The 25,321-nt window shown below is 65.4% G+C and carries 22 protein-coding genes; 12 read left to right on the top strand and 10 right to left on the bottom strand.

The window, feature by feature from the left end; all coding sequences use genetic code 11:
• The 3 genes from IEW01_RS12765 to IEW01_RS12755 form a co-directional block, all read right to left on the bottom strand.
• The coding region (locus tag IEW01_RS12765; RefSeq protein ID WP_188528290.1) for a vWA domain-containing protein at nt 1–1,328 on the bottom strand (1,328 nt) is incomplete at its 3' end.
• A gap of 250 nt (nt 1,329–1,578) precedes the next feature.
• Complete coding sequence (locus IEW01_RS12760) at nt 1,579–1,776, bottom strand: hypothetical protein (RefSeq protein ID WP_188528288.1); 198 nt, start codon at nt 1,774–1,776, stop codon at nt 1,579–1,581.
• 45 nt (nt 1,777–1,821) lie between these two features.
• A complete protein-coding gene (locus tag IEW01_RS12755) occupies nt 1,822–3,654 on the bottom strand; it encodes a feruloyl-CoA synthase (protein WP_188528286.1) in 1,833 nt (610 codons plus the stop codon).
• A 121-nt stretch (nt 3,655–3,775) separates the two neighbouring features.
• Between IEW01_RS12755 and IEW01_RS12750 the strand changes: the two genes are divergently transcribed.
• The 9 genes from IEW01_RS12750 (at nt 3,776) to IEW01_RS12710 (ending at nt 11,781) form a co-directional block, all read left to right on the top strand.
• Nucleotides 3,776–4,555 (top strand): crotonase/enoyl-CoA hydratase family protein, encoded by a 780-nt coding sequence (locus tag IEW01_RS12750; RefSeq protein ID WP_188528284.1) that lies wholly within the window; start codon nt 3,776–3,778, stop codon nt 4,553–4,555.
• Nucleotides 4,552–5,025: a MarR family winged helix-turn-helix transcriptional regulator gene (locus IEW01_RS12745; RefSeq protein WP_188528282.1), complete on the top strand. Its 474-nt coding sequence runs from the start codon at nt 4,552–4,554 to the stop codon at nt 5,023–5,025. Before IEW01_RS12750 ends, IEW01_RS12745 begins: the two co-directional genes overlap by 4 nt.
• Entirely contained in the window at nt 5,022–5,903 is an 882-nt protein-coding gene (locus IEW01_RS12740; protein WP_188528280.1) for an amidohydrolase family protein, read from the top strand. The genes IEW01_RS12745 and IEW01_RS12740 overlap by 4 nt, the downstream gene beginning before the upstream one ends.
• Nucleotides 5,904–5,927: 24 nt before the next feature.
• Nucleotides 5,928–7,022 (top strand): TRAP transporter substrate-binding protein DctP, encoded by a 1,095-nt coding sequence (gene dctP / locus IEW01_RS12735; protein WP_188528278.1) that lies wholly within the window; start codon nt 5,928–5,930, stop codon nt 7,020–7,022.
• A 63-nt stretch (nt 7,023–7,085) separates the two neighbouring features.
• Entirely contained in the window at nt 7,086–7,610 is a 525-nt protein-coding gene (locus IEW01_RS12730) for a TRAP transporter small permease (protein ID WP_188528275.1), read from the top strand.
• On the top strand, nt 7,600–8,898 hold the full coding sequence (locus IEW01_RS12725) for a TRAP transporter large permease (RefSeq protein ID WP_188528273.1): 1,299 nt from the start codon (nt 7,600–7,602) through the stop codon (nt 8,896–8,898). Before IEW01_RS12730 ends, IEW01_RS12725 begins: the two co-directional genes overlap by 11 nt.
• A gap of 240 nt (nt 8,899–9,138) precedes the next feature.
• A complete protein-coding gene (locus tag IEW01_RS12720) occupies nt 9,139–10,146 on the top strand; it encodes an ABC transporter substrate-binding protein (RefSeq protein ID WP_188528271.1) in 1,008 nt (335 codons plus the stop codon).
• Nucleotides 10,147–10,216: 70 nt separating this feature from the next.
• Complete coding sequence (locus IEW01_RS12715; RefSeq protein WP_188528269.1) at nt 10,217–11,014, top strand: ABC transporter ATP-binding protein; 798 nt, start codon at nt 10,217–10,219, stop codon at nt 11,012–11,014.
• A complete protein-coding gene (locus IEW01_RS12710) occupies nt 11,014–11,781 on the top strand; it encodes an ABC transporter permease (RefSeq protein ID WP_188528267.1) in 768 nt (255 codons plus the stop codon). The genes IEW01_RS12715 and IEW01_RS12710 overlap by 1 nt, the downstream gene beginning before the upstream one ends.
• A 235-nt stretch (nt 11,782–12,016) precedes the next feature.
• Here the strand turns inward: IEW01_RS12710 and IEW01_RS12705 are convergent, their stop codons facing one another.
• Genes IEW01_RS12705 through IEW01_RS12690 form a run of 4 tightly spaced genes read right to left on the bottom strand, consistent with a single transcriptional unit; the run spans nt 12,017 to nt 16,520 of the window.
• Nucleotides 12,017–13,714, bottom strand: a complete 1,698-nt coding sequence (locus IEW01_RS12705; RefSeq protein WP_188528265.1) for an FAD-dependent oxidoreductase — start codon at nt 13,712–13,714, stop codon at nt 12,017–12,019.
• A 1-nt stretch (nt 13,715) separates the two neighbouring features.
• Nucleotides 13,716–14,786: a thiamine pyrophosphate-dependent enzyme gene (locus IEW01_RS12700; RefSeq protein WP_229738240.1), complete on the bottom strand. Its 1,071-nt coding sequence runs from the start codon at nt 14,784–14,786 to the stop codon at nt 13,716–13,718.
• A complete protein-coding gene (gene porA / locus IEW01_RS12695) occupies nt 14,786–15,961 on the bottom strand; it encodes a pyruvate ferredoxin oxidoreductase (RefSeq protein WP_188528263.1) in 1,176 nt (391 codons plus the stop codon). The genes IEW01_RS12700 and porA overlap by 1 nt, the downstream gene beginning before the upstream one ends.
• Complete coding sequence (locus IEW01_RS12690; protein WP_188528261.1) at nt 15,954–16,520, bottom strand: 2-oxoacid:acceptor oxidoreductase family protein; 567 nt, start codon at nt 16,518–16,520, stop codon at nt 15,954–15,956. The genes porA and IEW01_RS12690 overlap by 8 nt, the downstream gene beginning before the upstream one ends.
• 369 nt (nt 16,521–16,889) lie before the next feature.
• Between IEW01_RS12690 and IEW01_RS12685 the strand changes: the two genes are divergently transcribed.
• Nucleotides 16,890–17,300 (top strand): DUF6492 family protein, encoded by a 411-nt coding sequence (locus IEW01_RS12685; RefSeq protein WP_188528259.1) that lies wholly within the window; start codon nt 16,890–16,892, stop codon nt 17,298–17,300.
• Nucleotides 17,301–17,323: 23 nt separating this feature from the next.
• On the opposite strand, the gene IEW01_RS12680 is transcribed toward IEW01_RS12685, so the two are convergent.
• The 3 genes from IEW01_RS12680 to IEW01_RS12670 are packed head-to-tail and all read right to left on the bottom strand — an operon-like array spanning nt 17,324 to nt 21,373.
• On the bottom strand, nt 17,324–18,982 hold the full coding sequence (locus IEW01_RS12680) for a glycosyltransferase (protein WP_188528257.1): 1,659 nt from the start codon (nt 18,980–18,982) through the stop codon (nt 17,324–17,326).
• A gap of 58 nt (nt 18,983–19,040) precedes the next feature.
• A complete protein-coding gene (locus IEW01_RS12675; RefSeq protein ID WP_188528255.1) occupies nt 19,041–20,156 on the bottom strand; it encodes a hypothetical protein in 1,116 nt (371 codons plus the stop codon).
• Nucleotides 20,157–20,176: 20 nt separating this feature from the next.
• Nucleotides 20,177–21,373: a hypothetical protein gene (locus tag IEW01_RS12670; protein WP_188528253.1), complete on the bottom strand. Its 1,197-nt coding sequence runs from the start codon at nt 21,371–21,373 to the stop codon at nt 20,177–20,179.
• A 224-nt stretch (nt 21,374–21,597) separates the two neighbouring features.
• Between IEW01_RS12670 and IEW01_RS12665 the strand changes: the two genes are divergently transcribed.
• Nucleotides 21,598–23,532 (top strand): glycosyl transferase, encoded by a 1,935-nt coding sequence (locus IEW01_RS12665; protein ID WP_188528251.1) that lies wholly within the window; start codon nt 21,598–21,600, stop codon nt 23,530–23,532.
• A 624-nt stretch (nt 23,533–24,156) separates the two neighbouring features.
• Nucleotides 24,157–25,293 (top strand): UDP-galactopyranose mutase, encoded by a 1,137-nt coding sequence (gene glf / locus IEW01_RS12660; RefSeq protein ID WP_308418951.1) that lies wholly within the window; start codon nt 24,157–24,159, stop codon nt 25,291–25,293.
• The last annotated feature ends 28 nt before the right edge of the window (nt 25,294–25,321 follow it).

Genomic DNA, 25,321 nt, shown 5'->3' with positions numbered 1-25,321 from the left:
CCCATCGGAACGATGGTGATATAGTCGCGCTCGTGCACCGCGCCGGTCCACGTCACCTCGAAGCTCGCCCCGGTCACCGCGCTTTCGGGTCCGCTGACGGTAACTTCCGGCTCGGTCACCTCGATCGGCGCGCGCGCCATCACCCGGCGCCCCTCGTTCAGCATGTAGCGCAGTTCGTAGAGGCCCGGTTCCGCAGGCGCGACGAGGCTGTCCTTGCTGCGGTCCTTGACCCGGAAATAGCTCTCGTAGGTGCCGTCCTCGGCGCCCATCGGAACGATGGTGATATAGTCGCGCTCGTGCACCGCGCCGGTCCACGTCACGTCGAAGCTCGACCCGGTCACCGCGCTTTCGGGTCCGCTGACGGTGACCTCGGCGGGCACGACTTCCAGCGTTGTCCGGCCTGCGGTGGTGCGCGCTTCGTTCAGCATGTAGCGCAGTTCGTAAAGTCCGGGCTCGGCCGGGGCGACGAGGCGACCGGAGGTATCCTCCTCGACCCGGACGTAGCTTTCATACGCGCCCTCTTCGGCTCCAGCCGGAACGATGGTGACGAAATCCCGCGGGTCATCGCCGGCGGGTTGCCAGGAAAAGTCGAACGCAGCGCCTTGCAGCACGCTTTGCGGCGCCGTCAGGGCAATCTGCGGCTCCGGTTCGGGTTCCGGCTCCGGTTCAGGCTCGGGTTCCGGTTCGGGCTCGACCCGGGACACGGCCAGGCCGACCGTGCTCAGCGCCGCGCCCAGTTCGGCGGCATCCGCCGCGGCGAGGTATTCGCCGCCCGTCTGTTCGGCGATGCAGGCGAGCGAGGCGGTGTCCTGATCCGCGCCCAGCCCGAAGCCGACCACGTGCGCGGTGAAATCGACGCCGGCCCGCTCAAGCTGACCGGCCAGGGCACAGGGGTCGCGCTGGCAGCTTTCCACCCCGTCCGAGATCAGGACCACGGTCGCCGGCCGGTCACGGAAGGCGAGCGCCTCGGCGGCCTGGGCCACGGCGTCGGTCAGCGGCGTCTTGCCGGTGGGCGTGATCTTCTCGATCTCGGCGAGAAAACTGGCCCGGTCCAGCGGCGCGAGCGGCAGGATGATCTCGATATCGCTGCAATCGCCGCGGCGACGGTGCCCGTAGGCCATCAACCCGACGTTGGTTTGCGGATCGAGCTCGGCAGTGAGGTTGCCGATCACACCGCGCGCGATCTCGATCTTTGCCGTGCCGTCGATCTGGCCCCACATGGAATTCGAGCCGTCGAAAACGACCATGACGTCATCGGCGGCACCGGCGGGGGCCGCCGTCATCGCGATGCCGAGAGAGGTCAGGAAAATCGGTAAGATCTTGCGCATGGGATCGTCCTTGCTTGGAAAAATTGCTTGCATGTTTCAAGTCGCCGGCCTGTCGGCATGGGTCTTGTGAATGATCCGGGGCGGCGGCGCAGGGCTTCGGGGGCGGCGCCCGGCCCGGGTGGGATTCGGCACCGGAATATTTCGGTAAAATCTGCTTCGGTCGGGCGGTGTCCGGTGCGGTTCATGGCTCCTCGTTCCTGGTGGCCGTCGCGGTCGAGTTCAACACGTCACTGGAAATCATTTCCGCAGGCTACTGACGCGGCGGCGGCGTTTCAAGGGATCGGCGATCCTTGGCGTCACCGGCCTCGCGCGGAGGGGCTGCATCCTGCCCGAGCCGGTGGGCGATTGCCGGATCATGGCTGTCACCGCCGAGGCCCACGGGCCAGTGGCGGTGCTGGACCTGACCGGGGCCGGGCGCCGGGATCTCGGCGGGGTCAGCGTCATCCACCTGACCCGGGATCGGGACGGGACAATCCGCCCCGCCGCCGGGGCGTCAGGCGGGAGAGCCGGCCTCGATCACCCGCGGATCGCCCGCGTAGAGCATCGCCACCAGGTGCGGCCTGTGGCTGCGCACCGCGCGCTGGTTGACCGATCCCTTGTCGGTCACCTCGCCGCGGTCGAGATCGAGCGGCTCGCGCATCACGATCACCCGGGGGATGCGCAGCGAGGCGCCGGTAGCGGTTGCGTTGTAGTCGGCGAGGCGGGCGGCGATCTCGGCGCCCAGCGCGGGGTGGGCGAACAGCGTGGCATCGTCCATCGCGTCGCCACCGGGCACGATACGTTCGCAGGCGGGGCGAAACGGCACCAGCAGCGCGCCCAACTCGTCCTCGCCCTCGCCGACGATCACCGCGTCGCGCGCAAGCCCGCCCAGCGCGTCGGTGAGCCGGGCGCGCAGCGCACCCACGGCCACCCATGTGCCGGTCGACATCTTGAAGTTTTCCGCCACCCGGCCGTCGAAGAAAAAGCCCTTGCCCGGATCGTCGGGGTCGGCGAAGCGCAGCGCGTCGCCGAGCTTGTAGAAGCCTTCCTCGTCGAAGGCCTCCGCCGTGAGCGTCTCGTCGCGCCAGTAGCCGGGGGTGACGTTCGGCCCCTTCACCCGCGCCTCCCACTTGCCGTCGTTCGGCACCAGCTTGAGCGTCAGCCCCTTGGCGGGAATGCCGATGTTGCCGGGGCTGGCCTGCGGCTCGGTCTGGAACAGCGCGAAGGGCGCGGTCTCGGTCGCGCCGAGGCCGGTGGCAAGCAGGATCTCCTCGCCGGTGGTGTCGATCGCGGCCTGCTTCAGCGCGTCCCAGGTGTGCTGCGCCATCGCCGCGCCGGCGTAATACATGATCTTGAGATCGCGGAAGACATGCTCGGCAAGCACGCGATCTCTGGCCATGGCTTCGAGCAGCATCTCGAAACCGGCGGGCACGTTCCAGTACCAGTTGGTGGCGATCTCGCGCAGGTTGCGGATCGTTTCCCCCATGCCATCGGGCGTCGGGCGGCCGCCGTCGATGTGGAAGGTGCCGCCGTTGTAGATCGCGACGTTGAAGATCAGGTTACCCGCGGCGACGTGGTTCCACGGCGCCCAGTCGAGGATCACCGGGGGTTCGTCGCGCAGGTAAGCGTAGCAATCGGTGACCTGCTCCATGTTGGCGGTGAGCATCCGCTGGGTCTGGATCACCGCCTTGGGGTTGCCGGTGGTGCCGGAGGTGAACATGAACTTGGCCACCGTGTCGGGCCCGGTGGCGGCGCGGGCAGCGGCGACGGCCTCGGTCACCGGGGTGGCCAGAAGCCCGGCCCAGTCGGCCCCCTGCCCCGTCACCCCGAGGCGGGGCAGATCGGCGAAGACCGCCGCGATGGCGGGCGCGAACCTGTCCAGATCGTCGGCAAAGACCGCGCCGGGCGTGATCTGCTCGCGGATGCTTTTCAGCTTGCCGTGGTCCTTCGACAAGAGCGAATAGGCCGGCGCCAGCGCGGCGGAGGGGATGCCCACGTATTGTGCGCCCAGCGCCACCAGCGCGTGCGGAATCGCGTTGCCCGACAGGATCACCAGCGGCCGCTCGACCGACAGCCCGAGATCGAGCAGCGCCTGGCCGATGGCGCGCACATGGGCGAGCAGCTCGCCGTAGCTCACCCGCACCCAGTCGCCACCGCCGGGCGCGCGCTCGGCCATCCAGGTGGTTTCGGGGCGCACCTCGGCCCAATGCTCGATCCGCTCCGACATCGTTGCCGGAAAATCCCCCAGCGGCGCCGTCTGACGCACTAGGATGGCCCCGTCGGGCCGCGTTTCCCAGTCGATCTCGGCATCCCACAGCTTGACGGGCCGCAATCTCGGCTTGGTCATGTTGTCCTCCCTTTTCGGCTCTGCGGCCGAGTCTTCTCAAAAATTAGTTTACGTGGAAACTATTTCCCGAGATAGTGAAAACAAGACAGCGACTCGCAGAAGTCGCAAGGGAGGATGCTTGATGGATTACCTGACCTACGAGCTCAGGGGCGACGTGGCGATTCTGGGACTGAACCGGCCGGAGAAACGCAACGCGATCTCCGATGCCTTCATCGAGGAGTTTGCCCAGGTGATCCGGCGCGCCGAAAGCGAGGCCAAGGCGGGCGTGATCCACGGCCATGGCCCGCATTTCTGCGCCGGGCTCGACCTGGCCGAACACGTCAAGAAAACCCCCTTCGAGGGCGTGCACGGCTCGCGGCGCTGGCACGAGGTGTTCGGCTGGCTGCATCGCGGCAAGCTGCCGTGGTTCGGCGCCCTGCACGGCGCGGTGGTGGGCGGCGGGCTGGAACTGGCCTCGTCGCTGCAGGTGCGGGTGGCCGACAGCACCGCCTTCTTCGCCCTGCCCGAAGGCCAGCGCGGCATCTTCGTGGGCGGCGGCGCCTCGGTGCGCTCGGCCCGGCTGATGGGACTGGCGCGGATGACCGACATGATGCTCACGGGGCGCTCGATCGACGTGGAAACGGCCGAACGCTGGAACATCGTGCAATACGTCGTGCCAGAGGGCCTGGCGCTGGAGCGGGCGGTGGAGCTTGCGGCCCGCGCCGCCACCAACGCCGAGATCTCCAATTACGCGATCATCAACGCCCTGCCCCGGATCCAGGACATGGGCACCGACGACGGGTTGTTCGTCGAAAGCTTCATCGCCTCGTTCACCGCCACCAGCCCGGAAGCGGAAGAGCGGTTGAACGCCTTCCTGCAGAAGAAGGTGGGCAAGGTGGCGCGGCCCGGGGACAAGGCATGAACCAGACGGCGGCCGCTCTTGACGACGACGTCATCGAGCTTGGTGAAATGGCCGGCTCGCTCGGGTTCCTGCTGCGCATCGCGCAGGTGCAGGTGTTCGACGAGTTCTACGCCGCCCTGTCCGTGCACGGGATGAAGCCGGGGGAGTTCACCGTGCTCTGGGTGATTCATCTCAACCCCGGGCTGCGGCAGGGCACCATCGCGCGCGCGCTGCACATCAAGCCCGCGCACATGACCAAGCTCGTCGCCCGGCTCGCCGATGCCGGCTACATCAGCCGGATCATTCCCACCGACGACCGCCGCTCGGTGCGGCTCATGCTCACCAGCACCGGCAAGGCCTTCGTGCGGAAGAACCGCGACGACCTGATCAATTTCCACAAGGCGGAGCGGTCGCGGCTTGACGATGACGAGTTCGAGCAGTTCGCGGCGCTCCTGCGCAAATTCACCGGCATAGCGGAGGCCCGGCCATGAGCCTCGACATCGACAACCTGATCGCCATCGACGTGCACGCCCACGCCGAAGAACCCTGCAACCATGCCCGCGACGACGGTTACAACGAGTTCCAGGAGGGCATGGCGGCCTATTTCCGCAATCCCGCCGGGGCCGAGGGCATGTTGCCGACCGTCCAGGAAACCGCCGCCTATTACCGCGCGCGGCGGATCGGCGCGGTGATCTTCCCGGTCGACGCCGAGCGCGAAACCGGGTTCCGGCGCTATTCCAACGAGGAAGTCGCCGAAATCTGCGCCGAGAACGACGATATCCTGATCCCCTTCGCCTCGATCGACCCGTGGAAAGGCAAGATGGCCGCCCGCGAGGCACGCCGGCTGATCCGCGATTTCGGCGTGCGGGGCTTCAAGTTCCACCCCACGTTCCAGGGCTTCTGGCCGAACGACCCGATGGCCTACCCGTTCTACCAGGTGCTCGAGGAGGAAGGCGTGGTGGCGCTGTTCCACACCGGGCAGACCGGCGTCGGCTCGGGGATGCGCGGCGGCATGGGGATGCGACTGAAGTATTCCAACCCGATGAACATCGACGATATCGCCGTCGATTTTCCCGACCTGCGGATCATCATGGCCCACCCCGCCTTCCCCTGGCAGGAGGAGGCGCTGAGCGTGGCCCAGCACAAGCCCAACGTCTACATCGACCTCTCGGGCTGGAGCCCGAAATATTTCCCCGACATTCTCGTGCGTTACGCGAACACGATGCTGAAGAAGAAAATGCTTTTCGGGTCCGACTGGCCGGCGATCACGCCCGACCGCTGGCTGGGCGACTTCGAAAACGCGCCATTTCGGGATGAGGTACGCCCGCTCATCCTGAAGGAAAACGCTCGGAGGCTGTTCGGTCTCTGAGGGGCGAAAAAAGGGAGGAAAGACATGACACGACTGTTCAAACTCGCGGGCCTCGCGGTTGCGGCCTCGCTCTCGATCTCCGGCGCGGCACAGGCGCAGAACCTGCTGCTGGCACCGGCGGCGCCGGGTCCGCACCCGGCCAACTACATGTACCAGCAATTCGCCACCTTCCTCGAAGAGGAATCTGGCGGTGCGATGACCGGCACGGTTCTCGGGCCGGAAGTGGTTTCGCTGCCGCAAATGAAGGATGCGCTGCAGACCGGGCTCGCCAACGTGGGCAACGCCCTGCCGCTCTACTTCGCCGCCGATTTCCCGCAGACCGGGGTGGCCGGCGACCTTGCCCTGCTCGGCCGCAGCCCGCATGCGATGGCCTGGGCGATGACCGAGTTCGGCGTGACCTGCGCGCCCTGCCAGGACGAGTTCAAGGAGTTCGGCGCGGTGTTCCTCGGTGCCGGGTCGTCCGACGTCTACGTGCTGATCACCACCAAGCCGGTGCGCAGCGTCGACGATCTCCAGGGCCTGCGCCTGCGTTCGGGCGGCGCGCCCTACTCGCGCTGGGCCGAGAACTTCGGCGCGACTCCGGTGAACCTGCCGGTGGGCGACACCTTCGAGGCGATGAGCCAGGGCACGATCGACGGCACCATGGCCTCGATCGTCGACATGCTGTCCTACCGGCTGGTGGACGTGGCGAAATACGTCACCGACGTGCCGCTCGGCACCTACCACGTGACCTCGAACTTCACCACGGCGCTCGACACCTGGAACGACATGTCGCTGGAGCAGCGCACCCAGTTCGTGAAGGCCGCCAACCGGGGTGACCCGCAGCTGACCGACCGCTGGGGCTTCCAGCTTCCGGCCGAGGCGCGCGCCGCGGTCGAGGCCAACAGCGACATCGAGGTGATCACCCCCGATGCCGACTTCCTCGCCGCCTCGGAGGCCTTCGCGGCCGCCGACGTGGCTGCCAAGGCCGCCGAAAACCCGCTCTCGGCGGATTTCGCGGCGCTGGTCGAGAAGTGGGAAGCCATCGTCGAAGAGGTCGGTAACGACCCCGAGGCACTGGCCGCCCGCGCCTGGGACGAGATCTGGGCCAAGGTCGATCTCGAAACCTACGGGCAGTAACGCGCCTGCACCGGCCCGCTCCGCAAGGGGCGGGCCGACCCCCCTCTCCCTCGTGGTGATCCCATGCAACGCCTCGTCAAGCTCGCCGCCCTCCTGGCCAAGACGCTCGGCTACATCGGCGCCCTCGCCGTGGTCGCGATGATGCTGCACATCAGCCTCGACGTGATCCTGCGCAACGCCTTTCGCTACTCGATGAACACCGTGCCCGAGATCGTCGCGCGCTATTACATGACCGCGCTCGCCTTCCTGCCGCTGGCCTGGCTCGAGATGCGGCGCGACATGATCTCGGTGGAACTTCTGGATTTCGCCCTTTCGGCCCGCGCCCGGCGGATCTCGGACGTAAGCGTCATGCTGCTGGCCTCGGTGGTCTACGGGCTCCTGGCCTGGACCAACTGGGGCAAGGCGATGCGCGAAACCAGGGTGGGCACCCTCGTCGAGATCGCCGACTACAAGATGGCGGTCTGGCACTCGTTCTACTTCGCGCCCATCGGCTTCACCCTCGCCGCCGTCGCCTGCCTGCTGCTCGCGTTCGGGCGGCTCTTTCCCGTGATCGGAACGCCAATCGAGGAAGCCATCCATGAGCGTTGAAATCGGGCTTTGGGGCGTCGCCGCGCTCGGGGTGCTGCTGGTGTTGCGCCTGCCGGTGGCGCTGGCGCTGATCATCGTGTCGTTCACCGGCATCTGGGCGATGATCGGACTCAAGCCCGCGATGGGCATCCTGCAGAACACCCCCTATTCCTTCGTCGCCAGCTGGACGATGAGCGCGGTGCCGATGTTCCTGCTCATGGGCTTCGTGGCCTTCCACACCGGGATGACGGCGGGGCTGTTCGACGCCGCCAAGGTGGTGCTCGCGCGCCTGCCCGGCGGGCTCGCGATCTCGTCGATCTTCGCCTGCTCGGCCTTCGCCTCCGTCTCCGGCTCCTCGGTGGCCACCGCCGCCGCGATGGGGCGGATCGCCATCCCCGAGATGGTGCGCGCCGGCTACAGGCCCTCGATCGCCGCCGGCTCGATCGCCGCGGGCGGCACGATCGGCGCGCTGATACCCCCATCAATCCTGATGATCATCTACGGCATCATCGCCGAAACCTCTGTCACCCAGGTTTTCCTCGGCGGCCTGACCATCGGTATCCTCACCGCGATCTCCTACGCCATCGTGGTGGTCATCATCAGCGTCACGCGGCCCGACCTGATCCCGCCGCGCACCGAGGTCATACGCGGAGAAGGCGCGCGCGTCTTCGTCAAGCTTCTGCCGGTCGGCGCGCTTGTTCTGCTCGTCTTCGGTGGGCTGTTCTCCGGGCTCTTCACCGCCACCGAGGCCGGTGCGGTGGGCGCGCTCGGCACCGTGGTGATCACGGCCGCGACCGGCAAGCTCACCCGCAAGGCGATCTCGCGTTCGCTGATCGAAACCGTCACCACCACCGGCTCGCTGCTGATCATCGGCATCGGCGCAACCATGTTCACCCGCTTCCTCGGGCTGTCGGGGTTGCAGAATTTCATCGCCCAGGCCGTGGCCGGCGCCGATCTGAGCTATGTCGGGCTGATGCTGATCATCGTGGTGATCTACCTGATCCTCGGCACCTTCATGGAACCGTTCGGCGCGATGCTGATCACCCTGCCGGTGTTCCTGCCGGTGCTCGGGGCGCAGGATATCTCGCTGGTCTGGTTCGGGGTGCTGGTGGTCAAGCTGCTGGAGGTGGGGATGATAACGCCCCCGGTGGGGCTGAACGTCTTCGTGATCCGAAACGTCGCGGCGGCGCACGTGACCACGGTGCAGGTGTTCAAGGGCGTGATCCCCTTCATCATCGCCGATGTCTTCGTGGTCGCGCTGGTGATCGCGGTGCCGGCGCTGGTGCTGTTCCTGCCCGGTCTGCTCTAGACGACCGCCGCAAGCCGGACCGGCCTGCGCACGGGGGGGGAATTCCTCCCGGCGCGCTGAACTCCGCACCCGTGCGGCGGCACCGCCCGCCCTTCGCCCAAGCAACAGGCAGCCCGCCCCGAGCCTGCCCAAGACCGCGGCACCCCCGCCATTCGCCCGTGTCGGTGAAACCGGGGCTTGGCCCGAACGCGCCTTGCGTGCTTAACTCCGCCAAATAAAGTCGCAACAAGGAGATCCAACTTGGCCTACAAACCCTTCGCGCTCGCCGGCATCCTCGCCGCCGGGCTCGCCACCGCCGCAGCGGCGCAAACCGCCGTGCCCTTCGCGCTCGACTGGAAATTCGAAGGCCCCGCGGCGCCCTATTTCGTCGCCATCGACAAGGGTTATTTCGCCGAGGCCGGGCTCGACGTCGAAATCGCCGCCGGCTCCGGCTCGCTCGACGCGATCCCGAAAGTGGCCACCGGCGCCTTTCCGGTCGGTTTCGCCGACATCAACAGCCTGATCAAGTTCCTCGACCAGAACCCCGGCGCGCCGGTGACGGCGGTGATGATGATCTACGACAAGCCGCCCTTCGCGGTGATCGGGCGCAAGTCGCTCGGTATCGAAACCCCGGCCGACCTCGAAGGCCGCGTGCTCGGTGCCCCGCCGCCCGACGGCGCCTGGGCGCAGTTCCCGATCTTCGCCGCCGAGAACAATCTCGACGTCGACGCGATCACGGTCGAGCCGGTGGGCTTCCCCACCCGCGAACCGATGCTGGCCGAGGGCAACGTGGCCGCGATCACCGGCTTCTCCTTCACCTCCTACCTCAACGCAGCCCGTCTCGGGGTGCCGGAGGATGACCTTGTGACGCTGCTGATGGCCGATTACGGGGTGGACCTCTACGGCAACGCGATCATCGTCAACACCGATTTCGCCAGCGCCAACCCGGAGTTGATCGAGGGCTTCCTCGCCGCCGTCGCCAAGGGCTGGGCCGATGCGGTGGCCGACCCGGCCTCCACGATCCCGAGCCTGATCGAGCGCAACCCCGCGGCCGACGCCGACCTGGAGCTGCGCCGCCTGCAGCTCTCGCTCGACGCCAATGTGGTCACCGACTGGACCCTTGAAAACGGCTTCGGCGACATCGACGATGCCCGCTTCGCCAACTCGATCGAACAGATCAAGCTCACCTACGAGTTCCAGGCCGAGCCCGACGCGAGCGCCTATTTCACCGATGCCTACCTGCCCGAGGGCGGCTTCGCGCTGAAGTAAGCAATCAGGGTCGCGCGGGGACCTACTCCGCGCGACCCGATCCACAAGACCAACAGGCGGGGATGAGCAGATGTTTCCGATGATCAAGATCGAAGGCGTGCGCCACGCCTACAAGACGCCCTCGGGCCCACTTCCGGTGCTCGACGGGCTCGAGATGTCGCTCGAAGAGGGCGGCTTCAGTGCCGTCGTCGGCCCCTCGGGCTGCGGCAAGTCCACCCTCACGCGGCTGATCTCGGGGCTGATGAAGCCCGACGAGGGCAAGGTGATGCTGCACGGCGAGGTCGTCACCGGTCCGCGCGCAACGGTAGGGATGGCATTCCAGAACCCGGTTCTGCTCGAATGGCGCTCGATCCTGAAAAACGTGATGCTGCCGCTGGAGATCGTGCCCAACACGCTCACAAAGGCCGAGCGCGAGGAGCGCGCGCGCTACCTGCTCACGCTGGTCGGGCTGGAAGGCTTCGAAGACAAGCGCCCATCGGAACTCTCCGGCGGCATGCGCCAGCGCGCCTCGCTGTGCCGCGCGCTGGTCCACAAGCCCGAGGTGCTGATCCTCGATGAACCCTTCGGCGCGCTCGACGCCTTCACCCGCGAAGACCTGTGGCAGACCATGCACCGGGTGAAGGAAAACGAGCCCTTCACCGGCGTGCTCATCACCCACGACCTGCGCGAGGCGATCTTCCTCGCCGACCAGGTGGTGGTGCTCTCGGGCCGCCCGGCGCGCACGCAATACCTGCTCGACGTGCCCGATACCGGTCCGCGCGACCTCGACCATCTCTACACGCCCGAGGCCGCCGAGATGCTCGCCATCCTGCGCCACCAGATCGAGATCGCCCAGGGCCGCGCGCCCGCCGAGGGGGAGGCCGCCTGATGAATCGCAATCTGCAAAAGGTGTTCGTGCCGATCATCGCGATGATCATCTTCCTCGTGATCTGGGAGGCGGCGGTCTGGGCCGCGGGCTGGCCGAACTACAAGATGGCCTCGCCCTCCGACCTGCTGCCCGCCTACACCAAGCACTGGGAGCTGTTCGTCACCATGAGCTGGCAGACGCTCTGGCGCACCGTGGTGGGGCTTCTGCTCGCGGTGGTCGTGGGCACCGGGTTTGGCATGATCATGGGGTTCAGCCGGATGATGCGCGACGCGCTCTACCCGCTGCTGGTAGGCTTCAACGCCATCCCCAAGGCCACCGTGGTGCCGATTGTGGCGCTGATGTTTGTCGGCGCGCATGATTTCAACACCGTGCTGATCGCCTTCATGATCTCGTTCTTCCCGATCGCGGTGTCGGTCTCGATCGGGCTGAGCACGCTGGAGCCGGAATACCGAGACATCCTGCGCTCGCTCGGCGCCTCGCAATCGACGATCTTCTGGAAGATCGCGCTGCCGAAAACGCTGCCCGAGTTCTTCGGCGCGATGAAGGTGGCGGTGACGCTGGCTTTCATCGGCACCAACCTGATGGAGATCGTCAGCCCGCATGGGCGCGGCCTCGGCGCGCTGTTCGACTCGGGCAAAACCAACTCCGACTACCCGCTGATGTTCGCCGTTCTGATCGCCCTCGCGGTGCTCGGCATCCTGCTCTACTACGTCGTCGTGGCACTGGAGAAGATCTTCGCCGGCTGGGCCGAGCGACCGGCGCAATAGCCGTTTCGTCCCGCTGGCGCGGGCCGACCCGGAGGGGGGCGCTGCCCCCCTCTTGGCCTGCGGCCAATTCACCCCCCGAGGTATTTGCCGACCCAAGAAGCCTGCCCGCGGTTTTCCGGTTCTTGGGTCCGAAAATACCTCGGGGGGAGCGATCGTTTCGGACACGAAACGGTCGCCGGGGGGCAGAGCCCCCCGCCCCGCTCGCCGCAGGCGCGCCGTTGCGAAAGCAAGGGCGTCAGCTGGTTTCCGGCACGCTTTGGATGAAGCCGGTCGGGCATTCCTCGGTGCAGAGCCCGCAGCCTTTGCAGTAATCGTAGTCGAAGACGTAGTGTGAGCCGTCCATCGCCAGTTCGGTGGTCTTGATCACCGCGTTGTCGGGGCACATCGTCCAGCAATTGTCGCAGGCCAGGCAATTGCCGCAGGACAGGCAGCGCTGCGCCTCGGCCAGCGCCTCGGCTCGGCCGATACCGCCCTCGATCTCGGCGTCGAAGGTGCGCTCGGCCACCGGGAGCTTGGCAACGGGCACCCGGACCGCGCCGGCGTAATAGGCGGTGTTGAGCCCGTCGAAGGCCATTTCCGGGCGGGCATCGGCCACCGGGTCTTCCTCGCCCGCCAGCTCCGCCGCGACGGCTTCGGCCGCGATCCGCCCGTCGCCGATCGCCGCCGCCACCGTGCCGCGGTTGCCGCGGGCGTCGCCGATGCTGAAGGTCCGGGGGGCGATCCGCCCGTAGAGGTTGTCGGGCCAGAAATAGGCGCCGTTCAGCAACCCTTCGAAGGCTTCGGGCGCGACCTGTTCGCCGACGCAAGGCACCACCATGTCGACCGAGATCACCCGTTCGGTGCCCTCGAACTCGACCCGGCGCTTGCGGCCGTCCTTGCCCCGCTCCTTCCTCAGCGCGATGATCTCGACGCCGGTGACCCGGCTGCCCTTCATGATCAGGCGGCTCACGGTGGCGTGGTCGATGATCTCGATCCCCTCCTCCTGCGCCTCTTCCAGTTCGCGCGGCACCACGTTGATGAGGTCGTCAGGCGCGGTGTCCGGCCCGGGCAGCCCGCTCGCGGTGATCAGCGTGACCGATTTCGCCCCGGCGCGTTTCATGATCCGGCAGATATCCATCGCCGTGTTGCCGCCGCCGTGCACGATCACGTCGCCTTTCGCCGCATCGGGCAAGGCGCCGTGATCCATGAAATCGCGCAGGAGCGCGAGCCCCTCGTGCAGATCGGCGGGCACCGCGCCCTTCACGCTCCAGGGCTTGGGGCTCTCGCACCCGGGCGAGAGCAGCACGGCGGCGAAGCGCTCGCGCAGCCCCTCGACGCTGATGTCGCGGCCCAGCCGCTGGCGCAGGTTGAGCGTGATGCCGGGCAGATCGAGCAGCCGGTTCAGTTCCGCGTCGAGCGCGGTGCGCGGCAGGCGCGTGGGCGGGATCGCCGAGCGCAACAGCCCGCCCGCCTCGGGCAACGCCTCGAAGATCTCGGCGCGCAGCCCCAGCCGCACGCAGTGGTAGGCGGCCGAAAGCCCGCCCGGCCCGGCGCCGACGATCGCCACCACGGGCGCATCCTTGGCCGGCGGCGTGACCGGATAATCCCAGCCCTGCAGCACCGCCTCGTCGCCGAGCCAGCGCTCGACGTTATGGATCGCGAGCGCGCCGTCGAGCTGCACCCGGTTGCACGCCGTCTCGCATGGGTGCGGGCAGACCCGCCCGGTCACCCCAGGCAGCGGGTTGGCCGCCACCAGCGATCGCCAGGCCGATTCCGGGTGGCCCATCTGCAGTTCGGCGAACCACGCCTGTTGATCCTCTCCCGCCGGGCAGGCGCCGTGGCAGGGCGCCTTGGCGTGGATGTGCACCGGGCGCTGGGTCGAGCGCCAGTTGCCGGTCTTGAAGTCGAGCGAGGTGCCGGCCTCGGCCCATGTGCCGCGTGTGATCTGGGTCATGTCAGCGTTCCCCCATCAGTGGGCCGCCGCGCTTGACGTGGCTCATGCCGGTGGTGTCCACCGGGTCCACCCCGTCGCCGCGCAGGCCGTAGATGTCGATGTTGTGATCCGCCAGCGCCTGGAGGTGGTCGAGTTCCTCCTGCGCGCGGTAGTCATCCTTGTTGAACAGGTGCGCGAAACGGCCCTGGAGTTCGAGGTAGTCGGCCACCGGGCGCGGCTCGCGGATCGGCATGATGTTGGTCAGCGCCCCGCGCTCCAGTTCCACCAGCGGGAACAGCCCGCATTGCACCGCCCGGCGGGCCACCTCGATGGTGAGCGCGCTGTCGTGGCGCCAGCCGAGCGGACAGGGCGAGTGGATGACGAGGAAGGTCGGCCCTTCCACCCCCATCGCGTAGCGAACTTTCCGTTGCAGGTCCTGCGGATAGGCCACCGAGGCAGCGGCGGCATAGGGGATGTGGTGCGCGGCGATGATGCTGAGAAGATCCTTCTTCAGGTGCCGCTTGCCCATCCGTTCCTTGCCGGCCGGGCTGGTGGTGGTGGTGGCCGCGTGCGGCGTCGACGACGAGCGCTGGATGCCGGTGTTCATGTAGGCTTCGTTGTCGTAGGTGACGTAGAGCACGTTGTGGTGGCGCTCGAGCATCCCCGAAAGCGACTGGAAGCCGATATCGTAGGTGGCCCCGTCGCCACCGAAGCTCAGGATCTTGGTGTTCTTGCCCTTGGCCTTCATCGCCGCTTCCATGCCGCTCGCCACGGCGGCCGAGTTTTCGAACAGCGAGTGGATCCACGGCACCCGCCAGGCCGATTGCGGCCATGGCGTGGTGAAAACTTCGAGGCAGCCGGTGGCATTGGCCACCATCACGTCCGGCCCCGCGCTTTCCATCACCAGCCGCGCGGCGAGCGCCTCGCCGCAGCCCTGGCAGGCGCGGTGGCCCGATTCCAGCCCGCGAAAGCGCGGCTGCGCCTCGCGCAGGGTCTCGGTTCTCTCGGCCTTCGGCTCGCTGGGTGACGCCGGGGGCCGCCCGTGCTTCATCCTCAGCTCGTTCAGGCGCGTCGATGTGTCGGATTTGGTCATTACCTGTCCTCCGGCGGCAGCTTTTCGAGATCGGCGTCGAACACCGCGAAGCGCGGCGCGTCTTTCGCCTCAATCGTGGTAAGCAGATCGCGATACATGGTTTCGGGAATGTCGCGCCCGCCGAGACCGAGGGCGTAGTTGTAGACCTTGGGCGCCTTGTCGAGCGTCGAGAGCACGGCGGAAACCTCGGTGCCGAGCACGCCGCCCATGCCGGGACTGATCGCGCGGTCGATCACGATCACCTTGTCGAGCCCCTTGACCGCCGCGCGCAGCGCCTTGGCCGGGAACGGGCGGTAACTGCGCAGCTTGACGATGCGTGCCTCTCCCACCTCGCCACCGTAGTGCTCGCGGCCCGCCATCATCGTGCCGACGACGGAACCCATGGCGATGATGCCCACCTTGGCCTTCTTCGGCCCGTCGACGGTGAGAAGCCCGCCCGAGGCGCGGCCGGTGACCTCGGCATAAGCCGCGTCGATCTCCTCGATCTTGGCCAGCGCCTTGCCCATCGCCGCGTGGTGGCTGTGGCGCACCTCGGCGAAATAATTGGGATCGACCAGCGTGCCCATCGAACGCGGATTGGCGGTGTCGAGCGCACCGGCGAACTCGAATGGCGGCAGGAAAGCGTCGACTTCCTCCTGGCTCGGCATGTCGATCACCTCCATCGTGTGGGTGAGCACGAAACCATCCATGCAGACGGCCACCGGCAGATCGGTTTCCTGCGCGATGCGGAAGGCCTGGATCGTGGTGTCGACCGCCTCCTGGTTGGAGATGCAGTGGATCTGGATCCAGCCGGAGTCGCGCACCGCCATGCTGTCGGACTGGTCGTTCCAGATCGACAGCGGCCCGCCCACGGCGCGGTTGGCGATGGTCATCACCAGCGGCACGCGCAGACCCGCGATGTTGAACATCACCTCGCTCATAAGCAGGATGCCCTGGCTTGCGGAGGCGGTGTAGGCCCGCGCCCCGGCGGCGGCGGCCCCCAGCACCACGGAAGCGGCCGAGAACTCGCTCTCGACGCTGACGAACTCGGTGTGCATGTCGCCGTCGGCAACGAGCTTGGAGATGTTCTCCACGATGTGGGTCTGCGGCGTGATCGGATAGGCCGCGACCACGTCGGGCTTGGTCAGCGCCACCGCCCGCGCGATGGCAAGCGATCCTTCGAGGGCTTCACGCATCGGCTGTCTCCTTCCATGCCCCGGCTTCCACCGCCCCGGCCGCCTCGGCGATGAGCGTGAGGTTGTTCTCCAGCGTCGCGCCGTGGAACCGGCCCCTGAGCGCGCCGGCCAGCGCATCCTGCGGAACATGCTCGGTGAGCGCGAGGAATGCGGCGAGCAGCGCGGTGTTGGGGATCGGCTTGCCGATGATCTTCACCGCGAGATCGGTCGCCGGGAAGGCCACCACGCGGGTGTCGAATTTCTCGGCGATCTCGTCGGAGGTCTTGCGGCTGTTGACCAGCATCGCCCCGCCCGGCTTGAGACCGTTGGTGAGCGTCGGGTCGAGCAGCAGGGTTTCGTCCTGGACGATGAGAAAATCGGGGTTGCGCACCTGGCTGCGCAGGGTGATCGGCTTTTCGTCGATCCGCACGAAGGCCATCACCGGCGCGCCGCGCCGTTCGGCGCCGAAGGCCGGAAAGGCCTGGCAGGTGAACCCCGCTTCGAACGCGGCGGCCGCGAGCAGGTAGGCGGCGGCAACGCTGCCCTGCCCGCCCCGCCCGTGAATTCGGTATTCGATCATGGTCTTTTTCTCCGGCTGCATCCGCCCCACGCAGGGCAGGCCGACGCGCCTCGTGACCCGCCGGACTGCGGGCATTTACCGGGCCTGGCCGCGGCCGAACCATGATCTGGAACAAGGAACCGGCGCGGCGGGCGAGTTTTTTCCCAAGCGGTCCAATTCACCCGCAACGATCTGCCCACCGTGCGGGCGCAGGCGTAACAATCTTGCCGGGCGCCCCTCCGAGCCTCGCGATCTCCCGCACCAAACCGCACCGGCCCCCGCGCTGCAGGAGAGGCCCAAAACCGGGCGCGGAACGGCCCCGATTCCACCGAACGGCACGCGCCGCCATGCCCCGATTCGGCGCAACACGGCGCCGCTCTCGCGGATGTCTTGCGCGAGCGAAAAGGCTGGACCGAATACGCGCTCTATTATGCCTTCCTGTCGATGATCGACGCGCGGGCCAAGTATCACCTGATCGGTTACGAGGATGTGCTCCTGGCGCTGGAAGCTTCGGCTTGGTACCCTAGGAAAGCCTACATCGACAAGGATCGCCGATACACCCGCTCACATTTTGACGAGGCGAGTGCACCCTTCGTGGCGGTGCAGTCCTGGTTACCGCAAAGAGTCTTGCTGCATGGGCGAAAGGGCGGACTCGAGGTCTTCTATGATGATCTCGAGACCTGGTTCACCCCCACACCGCCTATTCTTGCGCGGCGTGCGATTCGCCGGGCCAAAACACGGATGCGTCGGATCTTGCGGCGGGGGCGTCGAGAACATTCATCAGTTTCGCCGAGCGGTTGAATGTAACGATGACGGCCGTCACATCACTTGGCATCGTCCACCTCCGTGGTTATTGCATCGCCCTCGGCCACTTTTTGATAGACCTCCGTCAACAGCGCTTTGGCGGTAGTGTCCGCGGCGAGGGCACGGTAGCGGGCGTGCAACGCCTTCTGGCTTTCCTCAAGAAACGCAGCGTCGCGCCACAGCCGATCAACCACGGCCATCGTGCCCCTGATCGTTCCCAGCGGGTTCCAAGGCACCAACAGGCTTTCGGGCACGATCTCGCGCTGCGCACCGACATCAGTTGAAATCGGGATACAACCTTGTTCGATCGCCTCGTAGCAGACCAGCGCGAGGCCCTCGTTGTTGGAGGGCAGCAGAAGGATGTCCGCCTCGCGCAGAAGCGCTGGCACATCGACGTGCCCCGGCGCAAGCGTCACGACGTCACTCAAGCCATAGCGGTGCACCAGCTTTGCGACCGTTGGTTTGAACGGGCCGTCGCCGACCACCGTCGCACGAAAATTCACGCCGTTACGCGCGGCCCACGCCGCCAGCCGCTGAAGGATCTTGACCAGAACGATGGGGCGTTTCTGGTAGACCATGCGCCCGATGAAGGCCGCGGTCAGGGTCTCGCCCCGAGCCGTGAACGAAACGTCGGGCAGGTCGAGCGGATCGGCGTCCACTTCCATGATCCGGCCCAGCTTCACCTTGTCGGTGACATGGAACCTGTCGTGGTAGAAATCCTTCAGGTCGAGACTGATAACGTGGTGCATGTCGATCAGGTTGGTGTGCACCCCGGAGACACGCGGAAACCCTCCGTTCGTGTGTCCGATGGTATGAGTGGTGTCGATCACCTCCACCCAGGGCGCGGTCATCCGAAGGTGCACCAGAGAAGCATAGAGCGGCATGCAATGGTGGATGTGAATGAGGCGGATCCCCTCCTGCTTGACCAGGTGCTCCAGGTATTTCGGCCAATGCCGGTGCGCCAGGTAGCGATCGAGCCGCAGGAAGATCACGTCCGGGTGGCGGGGCAACTTGCCCGCCAGCCGCTGGACCGCCGGCACGGCGGCGACCACGAACACGCGCAGCCCCGCCGCGAGCGCCCAATTGACGGTATCGAAGGCGAGCTTCTCGGCACCACCCATCTCGAGCCAGTAGAACCCGATCAGGACCGCGGGACGATCGGGCACGGGCATGTTGGCCTCGGTGAGCCTCCCTGTGAGTCTCGGCAGGGTGTCTGGCCGGGGCAGCGGCGTGAAACGGTGAACCGATGCAACCTTGTGCTTTCGGCGAGCTTCGAGCGCATGGTGCACCTGCTCATGTATCACGGGCGAAACCGCCAGCAGCGGCCTGAAACGAAGCCGGGGGGACCATGTCACGACCGAATCCGCGAGTTCGCCCGGGGTCGGGACTCGCGGGATCGACACCGCAACGGTGACCGTCCGGCCATGCGGCTCCGGGCTGGGCAGGATCACCATGCCACGATAGGTCTGCCGGTAGTGCTCCTGCTTGAACGAGAAGTCTTCGTCGAACACCGAAGGATGCCCGTGCGACGGGTCGTCGCCTTCATAGAAGGCGATCCTGATCTCGCGGCCCGGAAACAAGCGGCGATAGATATCGCAAACCCGCTGAACCTCGGCCTCGAAACGGCTGTCGGGGTCGTCCATGCCGGCGGCTGTCTCGGCCCTCGAATCGTCGGCCATAGCGGTGTTCCTTGTTCTCCTCAGGAGAGGCGGGCCCGGGCCCCGACCGGATTGATAGTCATTTTTTCCTGATCATACGATACAGAATCCGCAACATTCGGCGCGGCTCCTGCCGGGCGATCTCCCTCAATGGCGCGCGGAATTCCCTTGGGCGGGTGGCCCAGCGGAAATGCGCGGGGTTTGCCGCCATGATACGGCCGAGCATGAGCGCATGGGCCTCGGCGAGGCGCAGCACCTCGGGCGAATGGTGATCTTCCGGGCGCAGGGATTGCGGCTCGGCGATGGCATCTTCAACCGCGCGGGACAGCCGGTCGGTCATCGGCGTGCCCTCGAAGGCGAGCGCATCGAGCGCGGCGGCGTCTTCGGCATAGGTGTCCTGCAGCTGCCGTGCGAGGCTCTGGTGCAGACGGATCTTGGTGGATTTCTCCGCCGGCAGCCCCGAGAGTATCGGCGAGAAATTCCAACCCAGCGCTTTGCCTGCTTCCTTGGCGTTCGGATGGTGCTCCTGAATCAACGACTGAGTGTGCCGCATGAGGACCAGGTCTTCGAGCGAGAGAGACTCGTTCTGCGCGGTCCTGTTCCTGAAGCTGACCGGGGTCTCGCCGAATACGAAGGAAAAGAAGTCGCGCACCACGTCGCCGTCTTCCAGCAGGTCGCGGATGAAGGGGCGGACGGTGTAGTGCTCGCCGAAGGCTGCCTGCCACTTGGCAACCCGAGGCGCATAGAACAGGAGTTCCTGGTTTAACAGGTTTTCCGCCAGCCGCTCCATGTTTTCCCCGAACCCACCTTTTTTGGATCGCTCGGCGAACGAAGAGAGAAATCGTTCCGCATGGGGCCGGATATAGGAAATCACGCGCACCCGGTCCCGCCAGGGTTTGAATGGCCCGTCGAAGAGCGCGGCAAGGTGGGATGGCCCCGCGTATTCGAAGTGCTCGGCCGAGATCACGCCGATCGCGGCATCGCTTTTGTGAAACGCCCGAGCGAGTTGGCGCGCCTCCCCAAGTGCCTCAGACGGCCCTTTTGCGACCTTCTTGGCGAAGGGGATGTGGTTGAATCGCGTCGGATAGACCAGATCGCGACCATCTGCCACGAACTGACCGAGCGCCAGCGTGGTCTGGATCGAGGTTGTGCCGGTCTTGCAATCGCCAATGTGTATGACGAGTTCTTCAACCATGGGCTCTTTCTCCTAGGATGTTATGGTTTTTGCCCGGATTTTGAACCGGTTGGCGTTTCATTCGGGAAATTTCGGGCGGGTTCGAAAGCCCTGATAAACGACGATCCAGCGGAAGTGAAAGCCCCGATGTGCCTTTCGCGAATCTGCGCAAGCGCCTCCTGGTTTACGTCGAACTCATCGATCGGCGCGCAGGTGCCGATCTGGCCAATATCTTCAAAGAACGGCTGCCCCCGCATGTCGGAGAGCCAGCCGTGGATCGGCGCGAAATGCTCGGCGAGTTCGGCGCGTGCCCGAGGGCCGAAAAGCTCCACATTGCGGCCGGGTGGCAGATCGAGGTCTGGCCCGATCCTGAGAAGCGCGTTGAACATCTTGCCGCGCTCGGCGGGCTCAAGCTCGAAATTCGCGTGCCGCGCAATATCGAGAAGTCCACGATGCAGGCCAACGTTGACCCTTTGCTTGTCTGCATCGGCCAGCTTCGGAAGATCGATCCCCATCAGGTCCGAAAAGAACTGACTTGACCCGGCATCGCGCACGGTCTGGTCATAGGGTTGAAGAACAAGCCGGGCGGTCGGCAGTTGCTCCATCCAGCCTTCAACCATCAGGCGATAGTCGAAATGGATCCCCTTGCGGTAATGGCCGAGCGCGCCTTGCGGAAGCGCGCGCACCCTCTCTCCGAAGCGCACACGCTGGGCGTGCCAGGACGCAAGATAGTCATCCACCCGGCGCAAATAGGCGAACAGTTCGATCTGCGAAGAATCCTTGTCGATTCCCAATCCCCGGAACAACTCGTCAATCAGTTCGGGCGTCACCGCCGCGAAATTGGCGAAGACCTCGGAGGCCAGAACCAGGGTATGCGGCGCGAATTCCCGAATTTGCCTGCGGATCAACGCGAACATCTCTTCGGTCGGCGGCAGACCCTGGTGGATCGCCGGGATCGGCGCGCCGGTGCGATCACCAAGCATCGAGAAGGCGAGCGCGTTATGAGCCTCGGTGACATTCCGCGAAAGCCTTTGAACCTGCGCGCCGGACTCGGTTTGCTTCACCAGCAGCTTGAGATCCTGAGCTGTCACCGCCGGATACAGCACGCCTTGTCGCAACGCGGCCGGGGCGATCCGGGCGAGGTGGGTCTGAAGAGCCGAAGAGCCAACCTTGTGATGCCCGAAGAACACGACCACGCGAAACGGACGCGCGGTATTTCGCTTGTCCTTGCCGATCATGGTGCGAAGCCAGGATCGCAACATCTGCTTCCCTTCCTGCGGAGTAACCGGCGTTGCCTAGCATGGGGTTCGCGATGCCGCAACGATCCCTCATTCGAGCAGTTTCGTCGCACCGGCCGGAAGCACTGGACCTCCGCGCGCAGGCGCATGTAGGGTCCGGCCAAATCGAACCGACCCATCGCGCACCCGTCGTGGCGCGCAGGCCGTGCAGAGGGCAGGACAGCATGACACGTTTGGCGGCGGACAGCTCGAGGATACGGATCCAGAGCCTTGCCATGCCGGAGCCCGAGATCTGCGCCGACGACGAGATGTTCTTTCGGCGTAGAGGCGGCGTTTCGCTCGACCTGGGAACAGGTGCACTGCGGCTGACGATCGGATCGGAGGTGAGCTTCGACACCTATTTCAACCTGTTCAACCTCGGGGTCTGGACCGTGCGCACCCGGCTCTCCGGGCTTGCCCTGCACCTTGCGGGCAGCGGTCGGGTTTCCGTGCGGCTACTTCGCGGAAGCATCATCAACGAGCCCCCAGAACCCGACAGCGACGAACAGCTGGATCACGACAAGACCCGGCTGACCCGTGACCAGAGCGTGATCCATGAGGCCGAGTACGATCTTGCGGAAGAGGGCATCGAGATCCCGTTGGCAAAGCTGCTCGGTGCGCTGGACGAGACCGGCGAAGTGCCCGCGCAAACCGGACTGGTTCACCTGCACGTCGCTGCCCTGGAGGAAGGTGCCCGTCTGACGGCCGGCGCGTGGTTGGCCGACGCCTCGCCGGAAGAGCCCTCCATCCGCCTCGCGATGAGCGTTACCAGCTTTCGTCGCGAGGCCGAGACGGCTGCGACCGCGCGCCGCGTGACCGCGTTCATCGACGCCGAAGGCCCCCAACTCGGCGCGCAATTGGACCTGATCATTGTCGACAACGGCCAGACGCTGGACCTGCCCCCCCATCCCCACCTTCGCCTGGTTCCGAACAGGAACCTTGGCGGGTCCGGTGGCTTCGCGCGCGGGCTCGCTGAAGCCCGGACCGGCGGCCATACCCATGTGCTGTTTTGCGATGACGATGCCGCCTTCATGGTTGAAAGCCTACGCCGGACGATCGCTTTTCTGCGACTCGCCCGCAGTACCCGGGCCGCCGTCGCCGGTGCGATGATCTCAGCCGGCGCACCCTGGGCGATGTGGGAAAACGGCGCAACTTTCAACCGTGTCTGCCGTCCCCAGTTTCTTGGCACCGATCTGCGGCACGCGGATGAGGTTGGCAGAATGGAACTGAGCTCCGCCCGGCCCAAGCCGCACAATTTCTATGGGGGGTGGTGGTACTTCGCCTTCCCCCTTTCAGCGGTCACCCATGACCCGTTCCCGTTCTTCGTCCGCGGCGACGACATTTCTTTCTCGCTCGCCAACGATTTCGAGATCTCTCCGATCAACGGCGTAGTATCGTTCCAAGAGGATTTTTCGGCCAAGGAAAGCCCTCATACCCTCTACCTTGATCTGCGAAACCACCTGCATCACCATTTGGTCCACCCGAACCTCGAGATCGGTCCGCTCGGCACTGCCAGTATCGCATGGCGGTTCATCGCGAGATCCATCGTGCGCATGCATTACGAGACGGCCGAGGCGCAGCTTCTGGCATGGCATGATCTGATGAAGGGGCCCGCGTTATTCGAAGACGAAATCGATATGTCGGCGCGACGGAAAAAGATCTCGTCGCTGATTGAGCGAGAAGAATGGCGCGAAACGGCTCCACTTTCGTCCGACGCACCCCCACCGCGCGACCCCGGTCCTCGATGGGGAAAGTGGTACTTGGCGCTACTCAACGGCCATGTCGTACCATTTTGGAGTCTTCTAGGACGTCACGCGACAGTCCCGGTACGCTTGCGCTCGGCGGTTTGGCCGATATGGAGGGCCCGTCAAGCGACCTTCTATGATGCGGACGGCAGGAAGAGTTACACGGTGACACATGACAAGCGCCGCGCCTGGGCAATAATCTGGCGTTCGGCGCGCGCGACCGTGCGATGGCTCCGGAATTATTCGGCCTTGCGCGAGGCTCACCGGGCTGGCTACGCGCGGCTGAGCCGGCCCGATTTCTGGGAAAAGCAGTTCGGCGAAGACTCGGCAAAAAGTGTTTCGCATCAGATGAATAGTGATAAAGAGTCAACTTGATCGCCAACTTCCTTTGTGTTGGCCGCACAAACAAGGTCATGTTCTGCAAAGCCAAGCGATCTGGCGACTCGCTTGCGCGGACGGTGACCGCGACCGGTAAACACATCACCGGACCGCCAAGGCGTGGGTGGGCCGCGGAACCGCATCTAGATCGTCAACCGCCACGCCAGATCTCAGTGGCATGCGATCTCGGAGCGACGGTTACGGCTCATGCTCTTGTGGGGGCTAAAGCCAACGGTCGCATCGCCCGGATGACTTTGTTTGCAAGCGGTTCGGCCCCGTTGCCGTTCCGTTTGCAAGGATGGATGCAGCGGTTTTTTCTTGCGCTCGACCTGCCTGCACGCCGACGAGCGTCCATGATCCCGGACCGAAACCGCGCGAATGCGGCCTCACAAGCGTATTGATCGGCTGGAGAACTTGGCATTCAAGCCCGTTTTGTGCGAAACCCTGCTCCAATCGGGCACGACCCGGGCAACAAGGAAACGCAGGCCACCAACCGGCGCTTGAAACGCAGGCGTGATCTTAAGATTGTGATGTCAATCATAGTGCAATCTCAGAGTGTGCACGCCAATATCAGCGCGACGATTACTGGAGAGTGAAAAGATGCCTACCGGACGATACCTCATGGTCGGCGCGGGCCTCTCCGGCGCGGTTATCGGGCGCTGCCTCGCGGAGGCTGGTCACGAGATCGACGTGATCGACAGCCGCAATCACATCGGCGGCAATTGCCAAACCAGGCGCGACGAGGAAACCGGCGTCCTGGTTCACGTCTACGGCCCCCACATCTTTCATACCGACGACGAAGAGGTCTGGAACTACGTCAATTCCTTCGAGCCGTTCAAACCCTACAAGAACCGCGTGAAAACGACGGCGCGAGGGCAGGTCTTCTCGCTTCCGATCAACCTGCACACGATCAACCAGTTTTTCGGGCGCACGATGCGGCCAGACGAAGCGCGACGTTTCATCCAGGAGGAGCAGGCAGATACGTCGATCGAGGACCCCAAGACCTTCGAAGAACAGGCGCTGCGTTTTGTCGGCCGTGATCTCTACGAGGCCTTTTTCAAAGGCTATACCTTGAAGCAATGGGGCTGCCATCCAAGCGAGCTTCCCGCATCGATCCTGAAACGCCTTCCGGTGCGGTTCAACTACGACGACAATTACTTTTTTCACAAGTTCCAGGGAATGCCCGAGAACGGCTATACCGCTTTGATCGAGAAGATCCTCGACCATCCCGGAATCACGGTTCAGCTTGAAACCGACTTCAAGCAAGACATGGCCGCTCATTATGACCACGTTTTCTACTCGGGGCCCCTAGATGGCTTTTTCGATTACGAGCTCGGCAGACTCGGTTATCGCACACTGGATTTCGAGGAATTCCGCTACGATGGCGATTACCAGGGCTGTGCGGTCATGAACTACGGTGAGGAAGAGGTTCCCTTTACCAGGATCACCGAGCACAAGCACTTCGCGCCTTGGGAGTGCCACGAGGGGTCTGTTTGCTACCGCGAATATTCACGCGCCTGTGAACCCGGCGACGTTCCCTATTATCCCATTCGGCTGGTGAAAGAGAAGGCATTGCTCTCGGACTACGTCGAATTGGCCGAAAAGACGGCGGGGGTTACCTTCGTGGGCAGGCTCGGGACATATCGTTACCTCGACATGGACGTGACCATCCGCGAAGCCCTCGATACAGCACGCGGATTTATCGACCGCCTGGAGCGAGGCGAAGCGCCGCCGGCATTTTTCTCGGCGCCGGTTTGAAGGTTCGGCTGAGGTGATGTCACGAGTA

Origin of the sequence: Sinisalibacter lacisalsi (assembly GCF_014640115.1) — a bacterium.
GTDB lineage: Bacteria > Pseudomonadota > Alphaproteobacteria > Rhodobacterales > Rhodobacteraceae > Sinisalibacter > Sinisalibacter lacisalsi.
This window is presented reverse-complemented; position numbering and strand designations above follow the sequence as displayed.

Coding starts and splice junctions, on each gene's coding strand:
- IEW01_RS12755 (WP_188528286.1), bottom strand. CDS start 3,654: ATGACCAAGCCGAGATTGCGGCCCGTCAAGCTGTGGGATGCCGAGATC.
- IEW01_RS12750 (WP_188528284.1), top strand. CDS start 3,776: ATGGATTACCTGACCTACGAGCTCAGGGGCGACGTGGCGATTCTGGGA.
- IEW01_RS12745 (WP_188528282.1), top strand. CDS start 4,552: ATGAACCAGACGGCGGCCGCTCTTGACGACGACGTCATCGAGCTTGGT.
- IEW01_RS12740 (WP_188528280.1), top strand. CDS start 5,022: ATGAGCCTCGACATCGACAACCTGATCGCCATCGACGTGCACGCCCAC.
- dctP (WP_188528278.1), top strand. CDS start 5,928: ATGACACGACTGTTCAAACTCGCGGGCCTCGCGGTTGCGGCCTCGCTC.
- IEW01_RS12730 (WP_188528275.1), top strand. CDS start 7,086: ATGCAACGCCTCGTCAAGCTCGCCGCCCTCCTGGCCAAGACGCTCGGC.
- IEW01_RS12725 (WP_188528273.1), top strand. CDS start 7,600: ATGAGCGTTGAAATCGGGCTTTGGGGCGTCGCCGCGCTCGGGGTGCTG.
- IEW01_RS12715 (WP_188528269.1), top strand. CDS start 10,217: ATGTTTCCGATGATCAAGATCGAAGGCGTGCGCCACGCCTACAAGACG.
- IEW01_RS12710 (WP_188528267.1), top strand. CDS start 11,014: ATGAATCGCAATCTGCAAAAGGTGTTCGTGCCGATCATCGCGATGATC.
- IEW01_RS12705 (WP_188528265.1), bottom strand. CDS start 13,714: ATGACCCAGATCACACGCGGCACATGGGCCGAGGCCGGCACCTCGCTC.
- IEW01_RS12700 (WP_229738240.1), bottom strand. CDS start 14,786: ATGACCAAATCCGACACATCGACGCGCCTGAACGAGCTGAGGATGAAG.
- porA (WP_188528263.1), bottom strand. CDS start 15,961: ATGCGTGAAGCCCTCGAAGGATCGCTTGCCATCGCGCGGGCGGTGGCG.
- IEW01_RS12690 (WP_188528261.1), bottom strand. CDS start 16,520: ATGATCGAATACCGAATTCACGGGCGGGGCGGGCAGGGCAGCGTTGCC.
- IEW01_RS12680 (WP_188528257.1), bottom strand. CDS start 18,982: ATGGCCGACGATTCGAGGGCCGAGACAGCCGCCGGCATGGACGACCCC.
- IEW01_RS12675 (WP_188528255.1), bottom strand. CDS start 20,156: ATGGTTGAAGAACTCGTCATACACATTGGCGATTGCAAGACCGGCACA.
- IEW01_RS12670 (WP_188528253.1), bottom strand. CDS start 21,373: ATGATCGGCAAGGACAAGCGAAATACCGCGCGTCCGTTTCGCGTGGTC.
- IEW01_RS12665 (WP_188528251.1), top strand. CDS start 21,598: ATGACACGTTTGGCGGCGGACAGCTCGAGGATACGGATCCAGAGCCTT.
- glf (WP_308418951.1), top strand. CDS start 24,157: ATGGTCGGCGCGGGCCTCTCCGGCGCGGTTATCGGGCGCTGCCTCGCG.